This is a genomic window from Lentzea sokolovensis, assembly GCF_033949975.1.
Lineage (GTDB): Bacteria > Actinomycetota > Actinomycetes > Mycobacteriales > Pseudonocardiaceae > Lentzea > Lentzea sokolovensis.
In genome coordinates this window covers 442,024-458,489 of sequence record NZ_JAXAVU010000009.1, presented here as the reverse complement: position 1 = coordinate 458,489, position 16,466 = coordinate 442,024, and the positions used below count along the sequence as shown (strand labels likewise).

The 16,466-nt window shown below is 68.5% G+C and carries 15 protein-coding genes and 1 riboswitch; of the genes, 5 read left to right on the top strand and 10 right to left on the bottom strand.

All coding sequences use genetic code 11. The features are described 5' to 3' along the window. Positions 1 to 59 precede the first annotated feature (59 nt). Positions 60 to 1,094 carry an aldo/keto reductase gene (locus SK854_RS19615; RefSeq protein WP_319976544.1) on the top strand — a complete coding sequence of 345 codons (1,035 nt, stop codon included), beginning with the start codon at positions 60 to 62 and terminating at the stop codon, positions 1,092 to 1,094. On the opposite strand, the gene SK854_RS19610 is transcribed toward SK854_RS19615, so the two are convergent. Continuing rightward, a complete protein-coding gene (locus tag SK854_RS19610; protein ID WP_319976944.1) occupies positions 1,065 to 1,466 on the bottom strand; it encodes a hypothetical protein in 402 nt (133 codons plus the stop codon). The genes SK854_RS19615 and SK854_RS19610 overlap by 30 nt on opposite strands. Then, on the bottom strand, positions 1,466 to 4,048 hold the full coding sequence (clpB, locus tag SK854_RS19605; RefSeq protein ID WP_319976543.1) for an ATP-dependent chaperone ClpB: 2,583 nt from the start codon (positions 4,046 to 4,048) through the stop codon (positions 1,466 to 1,468). Before clpB ends, SK854_RS19610 begins: the two co-directional genes overlap by 1 nt. Before the next feature lie 125 nt (positions 4,049 to 4,173). Here clpB and SK854_RS19600 point away from each other — a divergent pair, with 125 nt between their 5' ends. Next, positions 4,174 to 4,557, top strand: a complete 384-nt coding sequence (locus SK854_RS19600) for a VOC family protein (RefSeq protein ID WP_319976542.1) — start codon at positions 4,174 to 4,176, stop codon at positions 4,555 to 4,557. On the opposite strand, the gene SK854_RS19595 is transcribed toward SK854_RS19600, so the two are convergent. Continuing rightward, positions 4,455 to 6,122 (bottom strand): MDR family MFS transporter, encoded by a 1,668-nt coding sequence (locus tag SK854_RS19595; RefSeq protein ID WP_319976541.1) that lies wholly within the window; start codon positions 6,120 to 6,122, stop codon positions 4,455 to 4,457. The two genes, SK854_RS19600 and SK854_RS19595, sit on opposite strands and share 103 nt — an antisense overlap. A gap of 608 nt (positions 6,123 to 6,730) precedes the next feature. Then, positions 6,731 to 7,354: a pyridoxamine 5'-phosphate oxidase family protein gene (locus SK854_RS19590; protein WP_319976540.1), complete on the bottom strand. Its 624-nt coding sequence runs from the start codon at positions 7,352 to 7,354 to the stop codon at positions 6,731 to 6,733. A gap of 314 nt (positions 7,355 to 7,668) precedes the next feature. Here SK854_RS19590 and SK854_RS19585 point away from each other — a divergent pair, with 314 nt between their 5' ends. Together SK854_RS19585 and SK854_RS19580 are read left to right on the top strand one after the other, a co-directional pair. Continuing rightward, positions 7,669 to 8,772, top strand: a complete 1,104-nt coding sequence (locus SK854_RS19585) for an FAD-binding oxidoreductase (protein WP_319976539.1) — start codon at positions 7,669 to 7,671, stop codon at positions 8,770 to 8,772. A 6-nt stretch (positions 8,773 to 8,778) separates the two neighbouring features. Beyond that, positions 8,779 to 8,863, top strand: a riboswitch (ZMP/ZTP riboswitch). 13 nt (positions 8,864 to 8,876) lie between these two features. Continuing rightward, positions 8,877 to 10,094, top strand: a complete 1,218-nt coding sequence (locus SK854_RS19580; RefSeq protein WP_319976538.1) for a serine hydroxymethyltransferase — start codon at positions 8,877 to 8,879, stop codon at positions 10,092 to 10,094. Here the strand turns inward: SK854_RS19580 and SK854_RS19575 are convergent. Then, positions 10,077 to 10,652 carry a TetR/AcrR family transcriptional regulator gene (locus SK854_RS19575; protein ID WP_319976537.1) on the bottom strand — a complete coding sequence of 192 codons (576 nt, stop codon included), beginning with the start codon at positions 10,650 to 10,652 and terminating at the stop codon, positions 10,077 to 10,079. The two genes, SK854_RS19580 and SK854_RS19575, sit on opposite strands and share 18 nt — an antisense overlap. An 83-nt stretch (positions 10,653 to 10,735) precedes the next feature. Between SK854_RS19575 and SK854_RS19570 the strand changes: the two genes are divergently transcribed. Continuing rightward, complete coding sequence (locus tag SK854_RS19570) at positions 10,736 to 11,635, top strand: SDR family oxidoreductase (RefSeq protein ID WP_319976536.1); 900 nt, start codon at positions 10,736 to 10,738, stop codon at positions 11,633 to 11,635. Here SK854_RS19570 and SK854_RS19565 read toward each other — a convergent pair. Genes SK854_RS19565 through dnaK form a run of 5 tightly spaced genes read right to left on the bottom strand, consistent with a single transcriptional unit; the run spans position 11,617 to position 16,217 of the window. Continuing rightward, positions 11,617 to 12,120 carry a hypothetical protein gene (locus tag SK854_RS19565; RefSeq protein WP_319976535.1) on the bottom strand — a complete coding sequence of 168 codons (504 nt, stop codon included), beginning with the start codon at positions 12,118 to 12,120 and terminating at the stop codon, positions 11,617 to 11,619. The genes SK854_RS19570 and SK854_RS19565 overlap by 19 nt on opposite strands. Beyond that, positions 12,117 to 12,545, bottom strand: a complete 429-nt coding sequence (locus SK854_RS19560) for a heat shock protein transcriptional repressor HspR (RefSeq protein ID WP_406601791.1) — start codon at positions 12,543 to 12,545, stop codon at positions 12,117 to 12,119. The genes SK854_RS19565 and SK854_RS19560 overlap by 4 nt, the downstream gene beginning before the upstream one ends. Positions 12,546 to 12,550: 5 nt before the next feature. Beyond that, positions 12,551 to 13,714: a molecular chaperone DnaJ gene (gene dnaJ / locus SK854_RS19555; RefSeq protein ID WP_319976533.1), complete on the bottom strand. Its 1,164-nt coding sequence runs from the start codon at positions 13,712 to 13,714 to the stop codon at positions 12,551 to 12,553. A 17-nt stretch (positions 13,715 to 13,731) separates the two neighbouring features. Continuing rightward, the gene (gene grpE / locus SK854_RS19550; protein WP_319976532.1) at positions 13,732 to 14,352 is read right to left on the bottom strand and encodes a nucleotide exchange factor GrpE; all 621 of its coding nucleotides are present in this window, start codon (positions 14,350 to 14,352) and stop codon (positions 13,732 to 13,734) included. Next, entirely contained in the window at positions 14,349 to 16,217 is a 1,869-nt protein-coding gene (dnaK, locus tag SK854_RS19545; protein WP_319976531.1) for a molecular chaperone DnaK, read from the bottom strand. Before dnaK ends, grpE begins: the two co-directional genes overlap by 4 nt. Positions 16,218 to 16,466: the final 249 nt, after the last annotated feature.

The window sequence follows — 16,466 nt, the reverse complement described above, 5'->3', positions numbered from 1 at the left end:
TACCCCCGGCTCCCGGTGATCACAGGCTTGCGCCACACCACGAACACGGGAGAAACACCATGTCGCTCGACACCTACCGGCTGCTGGGCCGCTCAGGGCTGCGGGTCTCACCGCTGGCACTGGGCACCGCGACCTTCGGCAACGAGTGGGGCTGGGGCTCCTCGCCGGAAGACGCGCGGAAGCTGTTCGGGATCTACGTGGAGCGCGGCGGCAACTTCATCGACACCGCGGCCTCCTACCGTGGCTCCGAGGAACTGCTGGGCGAACTCACCCAGGACCGGCGCGAGAGCCTGGTGCTGGCGACGAAGTACTCGACGCTGCGCACGCCCGGCGACCCGAACTCCGGTGGCTCGCACCGCAAGAACCTGTTCGCGTCCGTCGAGAACAGCCTGCGCCGGCTGCGCACGGACCACGTCGACCTGCTGTACGTGCACGTGTGGGACGTGCTGACGCCGTTCGAGGAAGTCCTGCGCGGCCTGGACGACCTGGTCAGGCAGGGCAAGGTCCTGTACGCGGGCATGTCCAACACCCCGGCCTGGGAGATCTCCCGCATGCAGGCGGTCGCGGACCTGCGCGGCTGGTCGCCGCTGGTCGCGCTGCAGATCGAGCACAGCCTCATCAACCGCGGCGGCGAACGCGACCTGATCCCGATGGCGCGGGCGCTGGGGCTGGGCGTGTCCCCCTACTCACCGCTGGGCGGCGGAGTGCTGTCCGGCAAGTACTCCAGCCCCGACCCCGGCGCCGGTGAGAGCACCCGCAGGAGCTTCAACGCCGGACTGGGCATGGTCACCGAACGCACGCTCGCCATCGCCGACGTCGTGCGCGAAGTGGCTGTGGAGGTGGAACGCACGCCCGCCCAGGTCGCGCTGGCGTGGAGCGTGCGGCGGCCCGGCGTGACGGCACCCGTCATCGGCGCCCGCACGCCCGAGCAGTTGCTGGGGAACCTGGACGCCCTGGAGGTCGAGCTGACCGGCGAGCAGGTGGCACGTCTCGACGAGGTCAGTGCGATCGACCTCGGCTACCCGCACGACCTGCTCGGCGGCGACCACATCCGCACGGTGATGTCAGGCGAGCTGACGATCGAAAGCCGCTGACGAGTGGGGCACCACGACGACCTGGTCCGCGTCCTCGTAGACGACGCGGCCGGGATCGTCGCTGGTCAGTCGCTCCCATCGCACCCCGTGCGCGTCGAGGAGGGCGAGGTAACCCGGCAGACGTTCCACCAGGTGTGTCGCCTCCGCCTTGAACCACGCGCGCGCACCGGGGTTGACCTCCCGGTCGTAGACCGTCGGGTCGACCGTCGACGGATCGACGTAGGCGGCGTTGTACCAGGCGTTGTTGACGCGCACGAACTCTTCTTGCTCCGCGGTGAGCTCACCGCGCCGGCGCAGGCCGTTCACCAGTCCGAAGACTCCGGAGAAGTTCCCGTTGGCGTTGGCCTGCGCCGCCTGATACCTCACGAACATCACGCGGTGCGGCCCACGATCAGGCCGCTGTTGTCGTCCAGCACGTCGACCCTCACCGTGTCGCCGTCCCGCACCTCACCGGCCAGCAACTCCTTGGCCAGCTGGTCGCCGATCGCCGACTGCACCAGCCGCCGCAACGGCCGGGCGCCGTAGATCGCGTCGAAACCGTTCAACGCCAACCAGTCCCGGGCCGACGGCGTGACCTCCAGCGTCAGGCGACGGGCCGCGAGCCGGTCCGCCAGGCGAGTGATCTGGATGTCCACAATGGACGTCAGCTCCTCGGTGGCGAGCGCGTGGAACACCACGACGTCGTCCAGCCGGTTCAGGAACTCCGGCTTGAAGTGCCGTTGCACCACGGCCATCACGGCGTCCTTGCGTTCCCGCTCGGTCAGCGACGGGTTCACGATGGTCTGCGAACCCAGGTTCGAGGTGAGCACCAGGATCGTGTTGCGGAAGTCGACCGTGCGGCCCTGGCCGTCGGTCAGGCGGCCGTCGTCGAGGACCTGCAGCAGCACGTCGAAGACGTCCGGGTGGGCCTTCTCCACCTCGTCCAGCAGCACGACCGAATACGGACGGCGGCGGACCGACTCGGTGAGCTGGCCGCCCTGGTCGTAGCCGACGTAGCCGGGAGGCGCGCCGACCAGGCGGGCCACCGAGTGCTTCTCGGAGTACTCGCTCATGTCGATGCGGATCATCGCCCGCTCGTCGTCGAACAGGAACGCTGCCAGCGCCTTCGCGAGCTCGGTCTTGCCGACGCCGGTGGGGCCGAGGAACAGGAACGAGCCCGTCGGGCGGTCCGGGTCCGCGACTCCGGCGCGCGTGCGGCGCACCGCGTCCGACACGACCCGCACGGCTTCGGCCTGGCCGACGACCCGGCGCGCGAGTTCGTCCTCCATCCGCAGCAGCTTGGCGGTCTCGCCCTCCAGCAGGCGGCCGGCCGGGATGCCGGTCCACGCCGCCACGACGTCCGCGACGTCGTCCGGGCCGACCTCCTCCTTGAGCATCGCATCGTCCTGTGTGGACTCCGCGGCGACGGAGAGTTCCTTCTCCAGCTCGGGAATCCGGCCGTAGCGCAGTTCGGCGGCACGACCGAGGTCGCCGTCGCGCTCGGCCCGTTCGGACTCACCGCGCAACGACTCCAGCTGCTCCTTCAGGCCGCGGACGCGGTCGATGGAGCCCTTCTCGTTCTGCCACCTGGCCGTCAGCGCGGAGAGTTCCTCGCGCTTCTCCGCGAGCTCGGCGCGCAGGGCGTGCAGCCGTTCGACCGACGCCGCGTCGGACTCCTTGGCCAGCGCCATCTCCTCGATCTCCAGGCGCCGCACGGCACGTTCGACGGTGTCGATCTCGACGGGCCGGGAGTCGATCTCCATGCGCAGCCGGGACGCGGCCTCGTCGACGAGGTCGATGGCCTTGTCCGGCAGGAAGCGCGCGGTGATGTAGCGGTCGGACAGCGTGGCGGCGGCGACGAGGGCGGCGTCCGTGATGCGCACACCGTGGTGCACCTCGTAGCGCTCCTTGAGCCCGCGCAGGATGCCGACCGTGTCCTCCACCGAGGGTTCGCCGACCAGCACCTGCTGGAAGCGGCGTTCCAGGGCGGCGTCCTTCTCGATGTGCTGGCGGTACTCGTCCAGGGTCGTGGCACCGACCATGCGCAGCTCACCGCGGGCCAGCATCGGCTTGATCATGTTGCCGGCGTCCATCGCCGACTCACCGGTCGCGCCGGCACCGACGATCGTGTGCAGCTCGTCGATGAACGTGATGACCTGCCCGGCCGAGTCGGTGATCTCCTTGAGCACGGCCTTGAGCCGCTCCTCGAACTCACCGCGGTACTTGGCGCCCGCGACCATCGAGCCGAGGTCCAGCGACACGACCTTCTTGCCGCGCAGCGACTCCGGCACGTCACCGGCCACGACGCGCTGCGCCAGGCCCTCGACGATCGCCGTCTTGCCGACGCCGGGCTCACCGATCAGCACGGGGTTGTTCTTGGTGCGCCGCGACAGCACCTGCACGACCCGGCGGATCTCGGCGTCACGGCCGATCACCGGGTCGAGCTCGCCCTTGCGCGCGCGTTCGGTCAGGTCGACGCCGTACTTCTCCAGCGCCTTGTAGGTGCCCTCGGGATCGGCCGACGTCACCCGTGCCGACCCGCGCACCTTCGCGAAGGCGTCGGTCAGCGCCTCGGGCGTCGCACCGTGCCGCCGCAGCAGGTCGGCCACCTGGCCACCGTGCTGCGCGAGCCCCACGAGCAGGTGCTCGGTGGACACGTACTCGTCACCCATCTCGGTGGCGAGCTCCTGGGCCTTGCCGATCACCCGCACGGCGTCGCGCGAGAACTGCGGAGCGGACACGGTCGAGCCGGATGCACTCGGCAACGAGCGGGAGAGCTGCTCCAGCTCCTTGCGCACCTGGGCGGGGTCGGCGCCCACGGCCGACAGCAACGGGGCGGTCAACCCGTCCGTCTGCGCCAGCAGTGCACTGAGCAGGTGCACGGAACCCACGTCCGGGTTCCCGTTCAGCGTCGCGGCCTGCACCGCCGCGGAAACAGCCTGCTGCGTCTTGGTCGTCGGGTTGAAAGCGTCCATTCCTCCACCTCGTGGTCAGCCTCCAGCATGGACCATCATCCCGCACAACGTCAGAAAAGTTGAGTGTGTTCCGCTCAACCTTGAAATCGGTCCAGATCACACGCCGACTAGGCGAAGATCACCTCATGACCTCAATCATCCACAGCATCACGATCGACGCGCGCGACTCCTACGAGATCGCCTCCTGGTGGAGCAAGGTGCTGGGCCTGCCACTGCACCCCGACGACAACCCCGGCGACCCCGAGTCGCTGATCCAGCTGCCGAACGGCATCGGCTACCTGTTCATCAACGTTCCCGAAGGCAAGGAACTCAAGAACCGCCTGCACCTGGACCTGCAGCCGACCGACGGCACCCGCGACGAGGAGGTGGAGCGCCTCGTCGGCATCGGCGCGACGATCTTCGACGATCAGCGCAGGCCCGACGGCACCGGCTGGGTCACCCTGCGCGACCCCGAGGGCAACGAGTTCTGCGTGGAACGCAGCGCAGCCGAACGCGCCGCGACCTCCTGATCGCTGTCACTCGAAAGCACCAACAGCTTGTCCACAGCGGGGACTGACTTGTCCACAATCCGCTGGTCAGTATCCACAGGTGAATCAAGCTCAGTGGCGACCGTCTGTGCACCAGAACCCGTTGGAGTGACAATTTCGTCTTCCACCGAGTCCCGCAGCGGCTGCTCCTTGATCAGCAGGACCGCGATCACCGTGAACACCGCGAGACCGGCGGCGATGAGGAACAGCTCACCCATCGCGTCGCCGTAGGAGTCCCGCACGACTGGGGAGAGGGAACCGCGGTCGAGCGTCTTCGTGCTCACCGAGGCGGCCAGCACGGCCCCGAGCACCGAGACGCCGGCCGTCCCGCCCAGCGACCGCAGGAACGTGGCCGTGGAGCTCGCGGCCCCGAGATCGGCCATCCCCACGCCGTTCTGCACGGCCAGCACCAGGTTCTGCATGGTCAGCCCCACCCCGACGCCGACCAGCGCCAGGTAGCCGCCCATCAGCACGAGGTTGGTGCGGTGGTCGATCGTCCCGAGCAGCGCCAGCCCGGCGACCAGCGAGAACGAGCCCCAGACCAGGTAGCTCTTCCACCGGCCGCTCTTGGCGATCAGCTGCCCGCTCACCGTGGACGAGATGCTCAGCCCGAGCACCAGCGGCACGGTCAGCAACCCGGCCTTGGTCGGCGAGAACCCGCGCGCGATCTGGAAGTACTGCCCCATGAACACCGAGGCCCCGAACATCGCCGTGCCGACCGCGACACCACCCAGCATCGCCAGCACCACGGTCCGGTTCTTGAACAGGTGCAGCGGGATGACCGGCGAGGACGCCCGCCGTTCCACGAAGTAGGCACCCACGATCGCGAGCACCGCCCCAGCGACGAACAGCGCGCTCTCCGCACTGATCCAGGCGAAGTCCTTGCCCGCGAACGACACCCACATCAGCACCAGGCTCACGCCGCCGGTGATCAGCGTGGCGCCGAGGTAGTCGATCTTCACGTGTTGCTTCTTGACCGGCAGGTGCAGCGTCTTGTGCAGCACGGCCAGCGCCACCAGCGCCAGCGGCACGCAGACGAAGAAGCACCAGCGCCAGCCGGGCCAGTCGACGAGGAACCCGCCGACCAGCGGCCCGCCCACGGTCCCGGCGGAGATCACCATGCCGGTGTAGCCGCTGTAGCGGCCGCGTTCGCGCGGGCTGAGCAGCGCGCCGACGACGACCTGCCCCAGGGCCTGCACACCACCCATCCCCAGCCCCTGGAGGACCCGGAACGAGATGAGCTGCTCCATGTTCTGACTGAACCCGGACAGCACCGAGCCGACGACGAAGATCACGATCGCCGCCTGCAACAGCTTCTTCTTGTCGAACAGGTCCGCGAGCTTGCCCCACAGCGGGGTGCTGGCGGTGGACGCGAGGAGCATCGAGGTGATGACCCACGTGTACTGGGTCTGCGTGCCTTTGAGCTCGGCCAGGATCGTCGGGAGAGCGTTCGAGACGATGGTGGAGCTGAGGATCGCGACGAGCAACGCCACCCAGATGCCGGACAGCGCTTCGAGGATCTCCCGATGCGACGAGGGCCGGTTCAAGCACACCTCCAGTAGTTAGTTGATGCCATACAACTATATCTGGAGATAGTTAGCTAGGCCAACTAATTCGGTGGCTGATGGGTCACACCCCAGCGTCGCGCCGCCCGCTCAAGCCGCAGTCGCAAGCAGCACCTGATCACCCGCGAGGCCGAAGGCGAGCAATCCCAACGGCGAAGCCGAGGCGTTCGGCTTTTCGCTTTGAGCCAAGACCGAGGGGTGGTGTGTCCCATCACGAGTCGCGCCACAGCTCTTGCTGCACGTGAGGAGGGGTGTCAAGCAGGCACGCTCTTCGCCTGCTTGACACCCCTCCTCACGTGTGGCCCGCTCTTGGTGCGGCTCGTGATGGGACACACCACCGACGCCACCCGGCTACGCAACAGGCAGCCGCCCAAAGCACCAGGCGTGCCATCTACCTGCGCACGGCGTGGACCCCCTGATCAGATTGCCGGGGTCTGGGGCAGAGCCCAGGGGAAGCACGCAACTCAAGGTCGCCGCCCGCAAGACGACCACAGCGCAAAGCCGCGGTTCGCAAGGTGACCCCGGCACAAAGCCACGGCTAGCAAGACGACCACAGCGCAAAGCCGCGACCCGCAAGACGACGCAGCGGATCAGCTGTCGGCGTTGCTCATCCGGTCCGCCTTGACCCCGAAGAAGTCGCCACCCTTGCTCTTGACGTCGTCGGTGCCCCAGTTCCGGACGCGGTCGACCGGGACCATCCGCGGGATGTGCTTGCGGCAGTGGACGTAGGCCTCCTGCACGTCCACCACCACCCAGCGCTCGACCTTCTTGTCCTCGGTCTCGAACTCCTCACGAGGCACGATGCGGGCGCGGCCGTTCACGTGCAGCCCGATCAGGTCGTCGGCGAAGTCCACCATCAGCATCCCGACGTGCGGGTTCTCCATGATGTTGCCGAGCGAGGCCATCACGCCGTTGCCCCGGTACTCGGGGTAGGCAACGGTCCGTGAGTCGATCACGCGCAGGAATCCCGCCGGGCCCGCCCGCAGCGTCGAGTCGCACTCCCCGTCGGCATCAGCGGTCGAGATGAAGGCCATCTCCATCCGGCCGACGAACTCGGCCATCGCGGGGTTGAGGTGGTCCAGCACCTGGTCCGCGTAGAAGCGCGTAGCGCGATCGGACGTCTCCAGGGCACATTGGAGGAAGTGCTCACCGCGTGAGCCGGGAAGCTCGTCACGGTCGGGTGAGGTGGTATCAGTCAACTCAGGCAGGGACACGCGCCCAACCCAAGCACGCAAGCACGCAACCCGGTACAGAAGGACCCTCACATTCACACTGTTGCGGTAACAACTACTCACCTAGAGTGACCATGCTTCGCTCGAAGGTGGCATCAAGGAGTCAAACAGCCCGATCAGGGGTTACTGTCCACCCTGTCGGGGGACGGATGCTTGACGAGGACGAACAGCGCCTTGCCGGCGCCACTGAACGCCAATGAGAACGTGGAGACTGCGCGCGGACCATGACTGCGAACGCTGTGCTGAGCCCCATCCCTACCCCGCCCCACCGAGAACCCCCGCCTGGTGTCACCGCGATGGTGCGGATGATCCGGGAGAGCTTCGCGGTGGTGGAGCCGCACTCCGAAGAAGTGGCGAAGTTCTTCTACGGAATGCTCTTCTCGCTCTCGCCTGCCACACGCGAGATGTTCCCCGCGAACATGGAGGTGCAACGCAGCCGTCTGCTGCGCGCCCTCGTGCACGTGGTGCAGATGGTCGACCGCCCGGACGACCTCATTCCCTTCCTGCGTCAGCTGGGACGTGACCACCGGAAGTTCGGTGTCATCAACGTCCACTACGAGGCGGTCGGGACGGCACTGCTGTCCGCGGTGAAGAAGTTCTCCGGCGCCGCCTGGACGCCCAAGGTCGAGATGGCGTGGGCCGAGGCCTACACCCTCATGGCCAGGGCGATGCAGGAGGCGGCCGACGCCGACAACGGGCCCGCGTACTGGCACGCGACGGTGCTGGAGCACCAGCGCGTCTCGTGGGACCTGGCCGTCGTCCGGCTGCAACCGGACCACCCCGTCAGCTACAAGGCCGGTCAGTACGTCAGCGTGGAGACGCCGCAGCGCAAGCGCCTGTGGCGGTACTACTCGCCGGCGAACGCACCGCGCGAGGACGGCGTCATCGAGTTCCACATCCGGTCCGTCGACGGCGGCTGGGTGTCCCGCTCGGTGGTCGGCCACACGCAGGCCGGCGACACCTGGCGGATCGGACCGCCGATGGGACGTCTGTCGGTCGACCGCACGGCCGGCTCGGACATCCTGATGGTGGCCGGTGGCACGGGCGTCGCGCCGATGCACGCGATCATCGACGAGATGGCGCAGTTCGGCGAGAACCCGCGCGTGCACCTGTTCTACGGCGGCCGCACCCGCGAGGACCTCTACGACCTGGACAACCTGCAGCGCATCGCGACCACGAACCCGTGGCTCACGGTCGTGCCGGTGCTGGAGTCGGACCCCGGCGTCCGAGGTGTCGAGCAGGGCAGCCTCGCCGACGTGGTCACCCGCTACGGCGCGTGGGAAGAGCGCGACGTCCTGGTCTGCGGCAGCCCAGCCATGATCAGATCGACGGTCTCCCGCATGCTCGTCGCCGGAACTCCTCTCGACCGGATCAAGTACGACCCGTTCACGCTGGACTAAACTCGGCACGTCGTAAGCGACTGGCGTGCCGAGGGTGGAACTGACCACCGGGAAGCGACGGCCGAGCGCACCGAACGCCTGGGTGCCCGGCACGGAGTGATGCCGTGCTGCGCGAAGTCGATCCCGAGATCGCCACTCTCATCCAGGCAGAGGAACGCCGTCAGGCGAGCAAGCTGCGCATGATCGCGTCCGAGAACGACGTGTCGGCCGCCGTGCTCGAAGCGACCGGCTCGGTGCTGACCAACAAGTATTCCGAGGGCTACCCCGGCAAGCGGTACTACGAGGGCCAGCAGGTCGTCGACCAGGTCGAACAGCTCGCCATCGACCGGGCGAAAGCGCTGTTCGGCGTGGACCACGCGAACGTCCAGCCGCTGTCCGGCGCTCCGGCGAACCTCGCCGTCTACCTGGCGTTCCTGCAGCCCGGTGACACCGTGATGGGCATGTCCCTGCCGATGGGCGGCCATCTCACGCACGGCTGGAGCGTGTCCGCGACCGGCAAGTGGTTCAACGCGGTCCAGTACGAGGTCCGCAAGGACACCGGTGTCGTGGACATGGACGAGGTCAGGGCGCTGGCCCAGGCCGAACGCCCGAAGGTGATCTTCTGCGGCGGCACCGCCATTCCGCGCACGATCGACTTCCCGGCGTTCGCGGAGATCGCCCGCGAGATCGACGCGGTCCTGGTGGCCGACATCGCGCACATCGCCGGACTCGTCGCGGGCGGTGCGCACCCGTCGCCGGTAGGACACGCACCGGTGATCACGACGACCACGCACAAGACGTTGCGCGGCCCGCGTGGCGCGATGATCCTGTGCGACGCCGAGCACGCGAAGGCGATCGATCGGGCCGTGTTCCCCGGCCTGCAGGGCGGTCCGCACGACCACACGACGGCCGCGATCGCCGTGGCGCTGCACGAGGCGTCGCAGCCGGAGTTCCGCGAGTACGCGCACATGATCGTGAAGAACGCGCAGGCGCTCGCCGAGGCGTTGCTGGAACGCGGCTTCGACCTGGTCTCCGGCGGCACCGACAACCACCTGGTCCTGATCGACCTGACGTCCAAGCTGATCGGCGGCAAGCCGGCCGCGCGGGCCCTGGACCGGGCGGGCATCGAGCTGAACTACAACGCGGTCCCGTTCGACACCCGCAAGCCGTTCGACCCGTCCGGCATCCGGCTCGGCACCTCCGGTGTCACGACGCGCGGCCTCAAGCCGGAGCAGATGCCGTTGATCGCGAACTGGATGGATCGCGCGATCGCCGCCCACGACAACGACCAGGCGCTGGACCGCATCGCCGCCGAGGTCGGGGAACTACTCGGCAGCCTCTAGAGAGGCGACTGCCTCACGCACCTCGCCGAGGGTCCGGCGGACGACTTCCGCGAAGTCCCCGCCGGTCTCCAGCCAGCGCTCGTAGCCGCGGTTGAACGCCAGCACACCCAGCTCGGCGGCCACGGCGGCGTCGAGCTCCGGCACTCCGCGCTGCTTCAGCGCGTCTGTCATCGCGATGGCGAACCCGACCATCTTCAACGCGGACCGCTCGCGCAGCTCGTCGTTGCTCGCGATCACCTCCAGCCGCTGCGGCCCGTGTGCCCGGCGTTCGTCCGTGAACGTCGACGCCGTCGCCACCAGCGCCGCCTCGACGACCTCCAGCGGCCTCGCTTCGGCGGGGGCAGCGGCGATCGCGCCGGTCATCAGGTCCGCCAGCACGTCCTGGCCGCCGAACAGCACCTCGCGCTTGTCCCGGAAGTGCCGGAAGAACGTGCTCTTCGTGAGGCCCGCGCGCTCGGCGATCTGCGCGACGGCGGTGTTCTCGTACCCCTGCTCGCTGAACAGGTCGAGTGCGGCGCGCACCAACCGCTCCCGCGCGTCCGGCTCCCATCGACCCATGCCTCCATCCTAAGTGATGCGACTTAGTCCCATCACTCTGCTACGGTTGATGAGACCAAGTCCCATCACTTGAAGGAAGTGTCATGAAGGTCTTCGTCACGGGTGCCAGCGGCCACGTCGGCTCGGCACTGGTCCCAGAACTGCTGAACGCGGGCCACGAGGTCGTCGGCCTCGCCCGTTCGGACGCGTCCGCCGCCAAGCTCGAAGCGCAGGGCGCCGGCGTGCGGCGCGGCGATCTGGACGACCTCGACGGACTGCGCAAGGGCGCGGCCGAGGCGGACGCCGTGATCCACCTGGCGTTCAAGCACGAGGAGATGTACGCGGGCGACTACCAGGGCGCCTCCGACGCCGACCTCGCCGTCGTCCGGGCGTTCCTGGACGAACTCGCCGGCACCGGCAAGGCGCTGATCGGCACCGCCGGCACGCTGGCGTACTCGGGCCTGGGCCGCACCGCCACCGAGGAGGAGCGGATCTCGAGCGAGGGCCCGCGCGGCGCCGCCCGCAACCTGATCATCGACGCCCAGGACGTCCGCGGCTCGGTCGTCGTGCTGCCCCCGACCGTCCACAGTGCACTGGACACGGCCGGCTTCATCCCGATCCTGGTCAGGACCGCCCGCGCCACGGGGATTTCCGGCTACCCCGGCGACGGCACGAACCGCTGGTCCGCCACGCACACGCTGGACGCGGCGAGGCTCTACCGGCTGGCCGCGGAGAAGGCGCCGATGGGCTCAGTGCTGCACGCGGTCGCCGAGGAGGCCGTGACGGTGCGGGAGATCGCCGAGGTCATCGGCCGGGAGCTGAACGTGCCCGTCGAGGCCATCCCGGCGGAACGCGCCCAGGAGCACTTCGGGCCGCTCGCGTTCATGGTCTCGCGGGACGCACCGACGTCCGGTGCGCGCACGAAGGCGTTGCTGGGCTGGGAACCGAAGGAACCCGGCATCCTGGAGGACCTGGAGGCCGGGTTCTACTTCGAGCAGAGCTGAGCTTCGAGTTTCAGGTGGGCCTCGGACAGGACGCCGCCGGGGTCCGGGCCGGCCAGAGCGGATTCCTCAAGCACGGCAAGGGTTTCCGGTCGGCGCAGCCACGTGGTCAGCGGACCGACGTCCGGACCTTCGCGCACGAGTCCCGCCAGCGCGATCGGCGTCGCGAGGAAGTAGTCCTGCACGGCCGAACGCTCCCGCGGATCGCCCTTCGCGTGGGTTTCGGCCGCCAGGCGCAGCCAGAAGAAGTCCGCTTCGAGCTCTCCGAGTGCGATCAGTTCCAGCACGCGCGGAAGCAGGTATCGCACGAAGGTCTCGTCGCCGATCGTGCCCGACTTCAACCAGAACTTCTCGACCTGGCTGGAAGTCAGCTCTCGCAACGGCACGGTGGTGAACGGCGCGACGCTCGCCGCGTCCACGCAGTGGTCGCAGAAGTCGACCACCCTGGGACGCGGCGTCGCGAAGACCTCGTAGACGCGCTCGATCACTTGCGCGGCTTGGGTTTCCACACGACCAGTGCGGTCTCCTGCCGGATCGGCACGAGGTCACGCCGGTAGGAGGCGTGTACGGCGGCGGCCGTGGAATCGGCCACCGCCAACGCCTGTGCGAGTTCCTGCTGGAGTTCGGCGACCCGCGAGCGCAGAGCGTCGACCTGGTTCTCCAGGTCGATGATCCGCTTGATGCCCGCGAGGTTCACGCCCTCGTCCTGCGAGAGGCGCTGGACTTCGCGCAGCAACACGATGTCGCGCATGGAGTAACGGCGGCCGCCACCGTTCGTGCGGCCCGGCGAGACCAGACCCAGCCGGTCGTAGGACCGGAGTGTCTGGGCGTGCAGGCCGGACAGCTGGGCCGCCACCGAGATCACGAAGAACGGCGTGTCCTCATCGGTCCCTGGGGGGAACGGAAAACCCACCGAACTCACCGCCCTTCAAGAAGTGCGTTCAGATCGCCTCGCGGATCGTGGTCCTGCGTCACGTCGGCATACGCCTCAAGCGCCTTGCGGGCCTCGGACGACAGGTTGTTCGGCACCGCGACCTCCAGGGTGATCAGGAGATCGCCCGCGGTCCCGTCCCGCTTCGTGATCCCCTTGCCCCGCGCCCGCAGCACCCGCCCGGAGGCGGTGCCGGCGGGCACCTTCAAGGAGACCTTGCCGTCGAGCGTCGGCACGGTCAACGTCGATCCCAGAGCGAGCTCGGAGAACGTCATCGGCGCCGTCAGCGTCAGGTCGTTGCCCTGACGGCCGAACACGCTGTGCGGGTTGACGTGCACGCGCACGAACAGATCACCGTTCGGACCACCGTTGCGGCCTGGTTCGCCCTGTCCCGCAAGGCGAATCCGCTGGCCGTCGTCGACACCAGACGGGATCCGCACGGTCAGCGTGCGGGTACGGGTGCTGACGCCGTCGCCACCGCACTCGGGGCACGGGTCGTCGATGATCCGGCCCGTGCCGCGGCAGTCGCGGCACGGCTCGCTGAACGCGAACGCTCCCTGCGACCGCGTGACGAGCCCGGAGCCCGTGCAGGTCGCGCAGGTGTGCGGCGTGGTGCCCGGCTTGGCGCCGGAACCACCGCACGTCGTGCAGGCGGCGGGGGACGACAGGCGCAACGGCACCGTCGCCCCCTTGACCGCCTCGGTGAAGTCGATGCGGACGTCGGTCTCGACGTCCTCACCACGACGCGGGCGCGTGGCCGCCCCGGGAGTCGCGCCGCCACGCCGGTTGAACAGGCCGCCGAGCAGGTCGCCCAGGCCGCCGCCACCGGTGTTCTGCGCGGCACGGCCGAACAGGTCGTTCACGTCGAACCCGCCGGAGCCGAAGCCACCGGAGCCCGGGAAGCCGCCGCCGCCCGCGAACAGGCGGCGGGCCTCGTCGTACTGCTTGCGCTTGGCCGGGTCCGACAGCACGCCGTAGGCCTCGGAGACCGCCTTGAAGCGGGCCTCGGCCTTGGCGTCGCCGGGGTTCGCGTCGGGGTGCAGCTCGCGGGCGAGCTTGCGGTACGACTTCTTGATCTCGTCCGCTGTCGCCTCGGAGGAGACGCCCAGCTCGCGGTAGAAGTCCTTCTCGATCCAGTCCCTCTGACTCACCGGACGGCTCCTCCTCCCTAGGCTTCTTCGGACGTCGCGGCGGGCTCGTGGTCGGTCACCGCGACGAGCGCGGGCCGGACGAGCTTGTCGCCGAAGGTGTAGCCACGACGCAGGACGGCGGTGACCGTCGGGCCGTCGACGTCCGGGGACGTGCTGTGCTGCACGGCCTCGTGCACCGACGGGTCGAACGCCTCGCCGTCGTGCGCGAACGGCTCCAGGCCGGTCTTGGCGAGCGTGGACACGAGCTTGTCCGCGACCGCCTTGAACGCACCGGTCAGGTCGCCGTGTGCGGCGGCCCGCTCGATGTCGTCCAGCACCGAGAGCAGTTCGGAGGCGACGGACGCCTTCGCGTTGTTGATCACCGCTTCGCGGTCGCGTTCCACCCGCTTGCGGTAGTTCGCGTACTCGGCGGTGAGCCGCTGCAGGTCGGCGGTGCGCTCGTCGAGCTGGGTCTTCAGCTCGGCGGCCACCTCGTCCACGACCTCGGCGACCAGAGGTTCGGCCGGAGCAGTGCCCTCTTCCTCGGCGACGTGGGCCGGCGCCCGGACCTCACCCGTTTCGGGGTCGATCCGGCGCCGGTCGTTCACGACGACCTGAGGCTGCTCCTCGTCAGGGGCGGCATGCCTCGGTTCGGTCACTTCTTCTCGTCCTCGTCCACGATCTCGGCGTCGACGACGTCGTCGTCCTTCTTGGCACCGGCGCCCGCACCGGCGGCACCCGGCGCGTCAGCACCAGGGGCCTCGGCGCCGGGAGCACCCGGAGCGTTGGCGTAGATCGCCTGGCCGATGGCCTGGGACTCGGTCGCGAGCTTCTCGACCGCCGTCTTGATGGCGTTGATGTCGGTGCCCTTGAGCGCCTCGTTCGCCTCGGCGATCGCGGCGTTGACCTTGTCCTTGATCTCGGCCGGGAGCTTGTCGTCGTTCTCCTTGACGACCTTCTCCGTCTGGTAGACCAGCGTCTCGGCCTGGTTGCGGACCTCGGCCTCCTCGCGGCGGCGCTTGTCCTCCTCCGCGTGGGCCTCGGCGTCCTTGACCATGCGGTCGATGTCGTCCTTCGGCAGCGCGGAGCCACCGGTGATCGTCATCGACTGCTCCTTGCCGGTGCCCAGGTCCTTCGCCGACACGTGGACGATGCCGTTCGCGTCGATGTCGAAGGTGACCTCGATCTGCGGCACGCCACGGGGGGCGGGCGGCAGGCCGGTCAGCTCGAACATGCCGAGCTTCTTGTTGTGCGCCGCGATCTCGCGCTCGCCCTGGAAGACCTGGATCTGCACGGACGGCTGGCTGTCGTCGGCCGTCGTGAAGGTCTCGGAACGCTTCGTCGGGATCGTGGTGTTGCGCTCGATCAGCTTGGTCATGATGCCGCCCTTGGTCTCGATGCCCAGGGACAGCGGGGTGACGTCGAGCAGCAGGACGTCCTTGACCTCACCCTTGAGGACACCGGCCTGCAGTGCGGCGCCGACGGCGACGACCTCGTCCGGGTTCACGCCCTTGTTGGGCTCGCGGCCGCCGGTCAGCTCCTTGACGAGCTCCGCGACGGCGGGCATGCGGGTCGAGCCACCGACGAGCACGACGTGGTCGATGTCGCCGACGGAGACACCGGCGTCCTTGATCACGTTGTTGAACGGCGCGCGGGTGCGCTCGAGCAGGTCGTTCGTGATGCGCTGGAACTCGGCGCGAGACAGCGTCTCGTCGAGGAACAGCGGGTTCTTGTCACCGTCGACGGTGATGTACGGCAGGTTGATCGAGGCGTTGTTGGAGCTCGACAGCTCGATCTTGGCCTTCTCCGCAGCCTCACGGATGCGCTGGAGGGCCATCTTGTCCTTGGTCAGGTCGATGCCGTTGGCCTGCTTGAAGCGCTCGACCAGCCAGTCCACGACGCGCTGGTCCCAGTCGTCGCCACCGAGGTGGTTGTCACCGGAGGTCGCACGGACCTCGACCACGCCGTCGCCGAGCTCGAGCAGCGAGACGTCGAACGTGCCGCCACCGAGGTCGAAGACCAGGATGGTCTGCTCCTTCTCGCCCTTGTCGAGGCCGTAGGCCAGAGCGGCCGACGTCGGCTCGTTGACGATGCGGAGCACGTTGAGACCCGCGATCTGGCCGGCCTCCTTGGTGGCCTGGCGCTGCGCGTCCTCGAAGTAGGCGGGGACGGTGATGACCGCGTCGGTGATCTCTTCGCCCAGGTACGCCTCGGCGTCGCGCTTGAGCTTCATCAGCACGCGAGCGCTGATCTCCTGCGAGGTGTACTTCTTGCCGTCGATCTCGTCGGTCTGCCAGGTCGTGCCGACGTGGCGCTTGACCGAGCGGATCGTGCGGTCGACGTTGGTGACGGCCTGGTTCTTCGCGGGCTGGCCCACGAGGACCTCGCCGTTCTTGGCGAAAGCGACGATGGACGGGGTCGTCCTGGAGCCCTCCGAGTTGGCGATGACCGTCGGCTCACCGCCTTCGAGGACTGCGACGACCGAGTTGGTCGTCCCGAGGTCGATGCCGACTGCACGCGCCATTGGAGTTCCTTCCGCTAGTACTTGTTGAGTGCTACTGGCTCAAGTTTGCCATCCGCTCAACGTTGAGCCTACCCGACTCAAGGTTTCTGACTGTCCTAACGGCCGACAAAGTCTGGTTGTTCCCTCACAACGCGACGAGGGCCACCCCTTGTGGAGTGGCCCTCGACACAGTGCCCTCGCGAACCAGAGACAACCACGACCGTGATGGAAGGCCGCGCACGAGCGGCCTTCCATCACGGTCCCCCTTGG

Excerpts from the sequence above, each read along its gene's own strand:
- SK854_RS19575 (WP_319976537.1), bottom strand. The coding sequence starts at position 10,652 with ATGGGTCGATGGGAGCCGGACGCGCGGGAGCGGTTGGTGCGCGCCGCA.
- SK854_RS19585 (WP_319976539.1), top strand. The coding sequence starts at position 7,669 with ATGGTGCGGATGATCCGGGAGAGCTTCGCGGTGGTGGAGCCGCACTCC.
- SK854_RS19610 (WP_319976944.1), bottom strand. The coding sequence starts at position 1,466 with ATGTTCGTGAGGTATCAGGCGGCGCAGGCCAACGCCAACGGGAACTTC.
- clpB (WP_319976543.1), bottom strand. The coding sequence starts at position 4,048 with ATGGACGCTTTCAACCCGACGACCAAGACGCAGCAGGCTGTTTCCGCG.
- SK854_RS19615 (WP_319976544.1), top strand. The coding sequence starts at position 60 with ATGTCGCTCGACACCTACCGGCTGCTGGGCCGCTCAGGGCTGCGGGTC.
- SK854_RS19600 (WP_319976542.1), top strand. The coding sequence starts at position 4,174 with ATGACCTCAATCATCCACAGCATCACGATCGACGCGCGCGACTCCTAC.
- SK854_RS19570 (WP_319976536.1), top strand. The coding sequence starts at position 10,736 with ATGAAGGTCTTCGTCACGGGTGCCAGCGGCCACGTCGGCTCGGCACTG.
- dnaK (WP_319976531.1), bottom strand. The coding sequence starts at position 16,217 with ATGGCGCGTGCAGTCGGCATCGACCTCGGGACGACCAACTCGGTCGTC.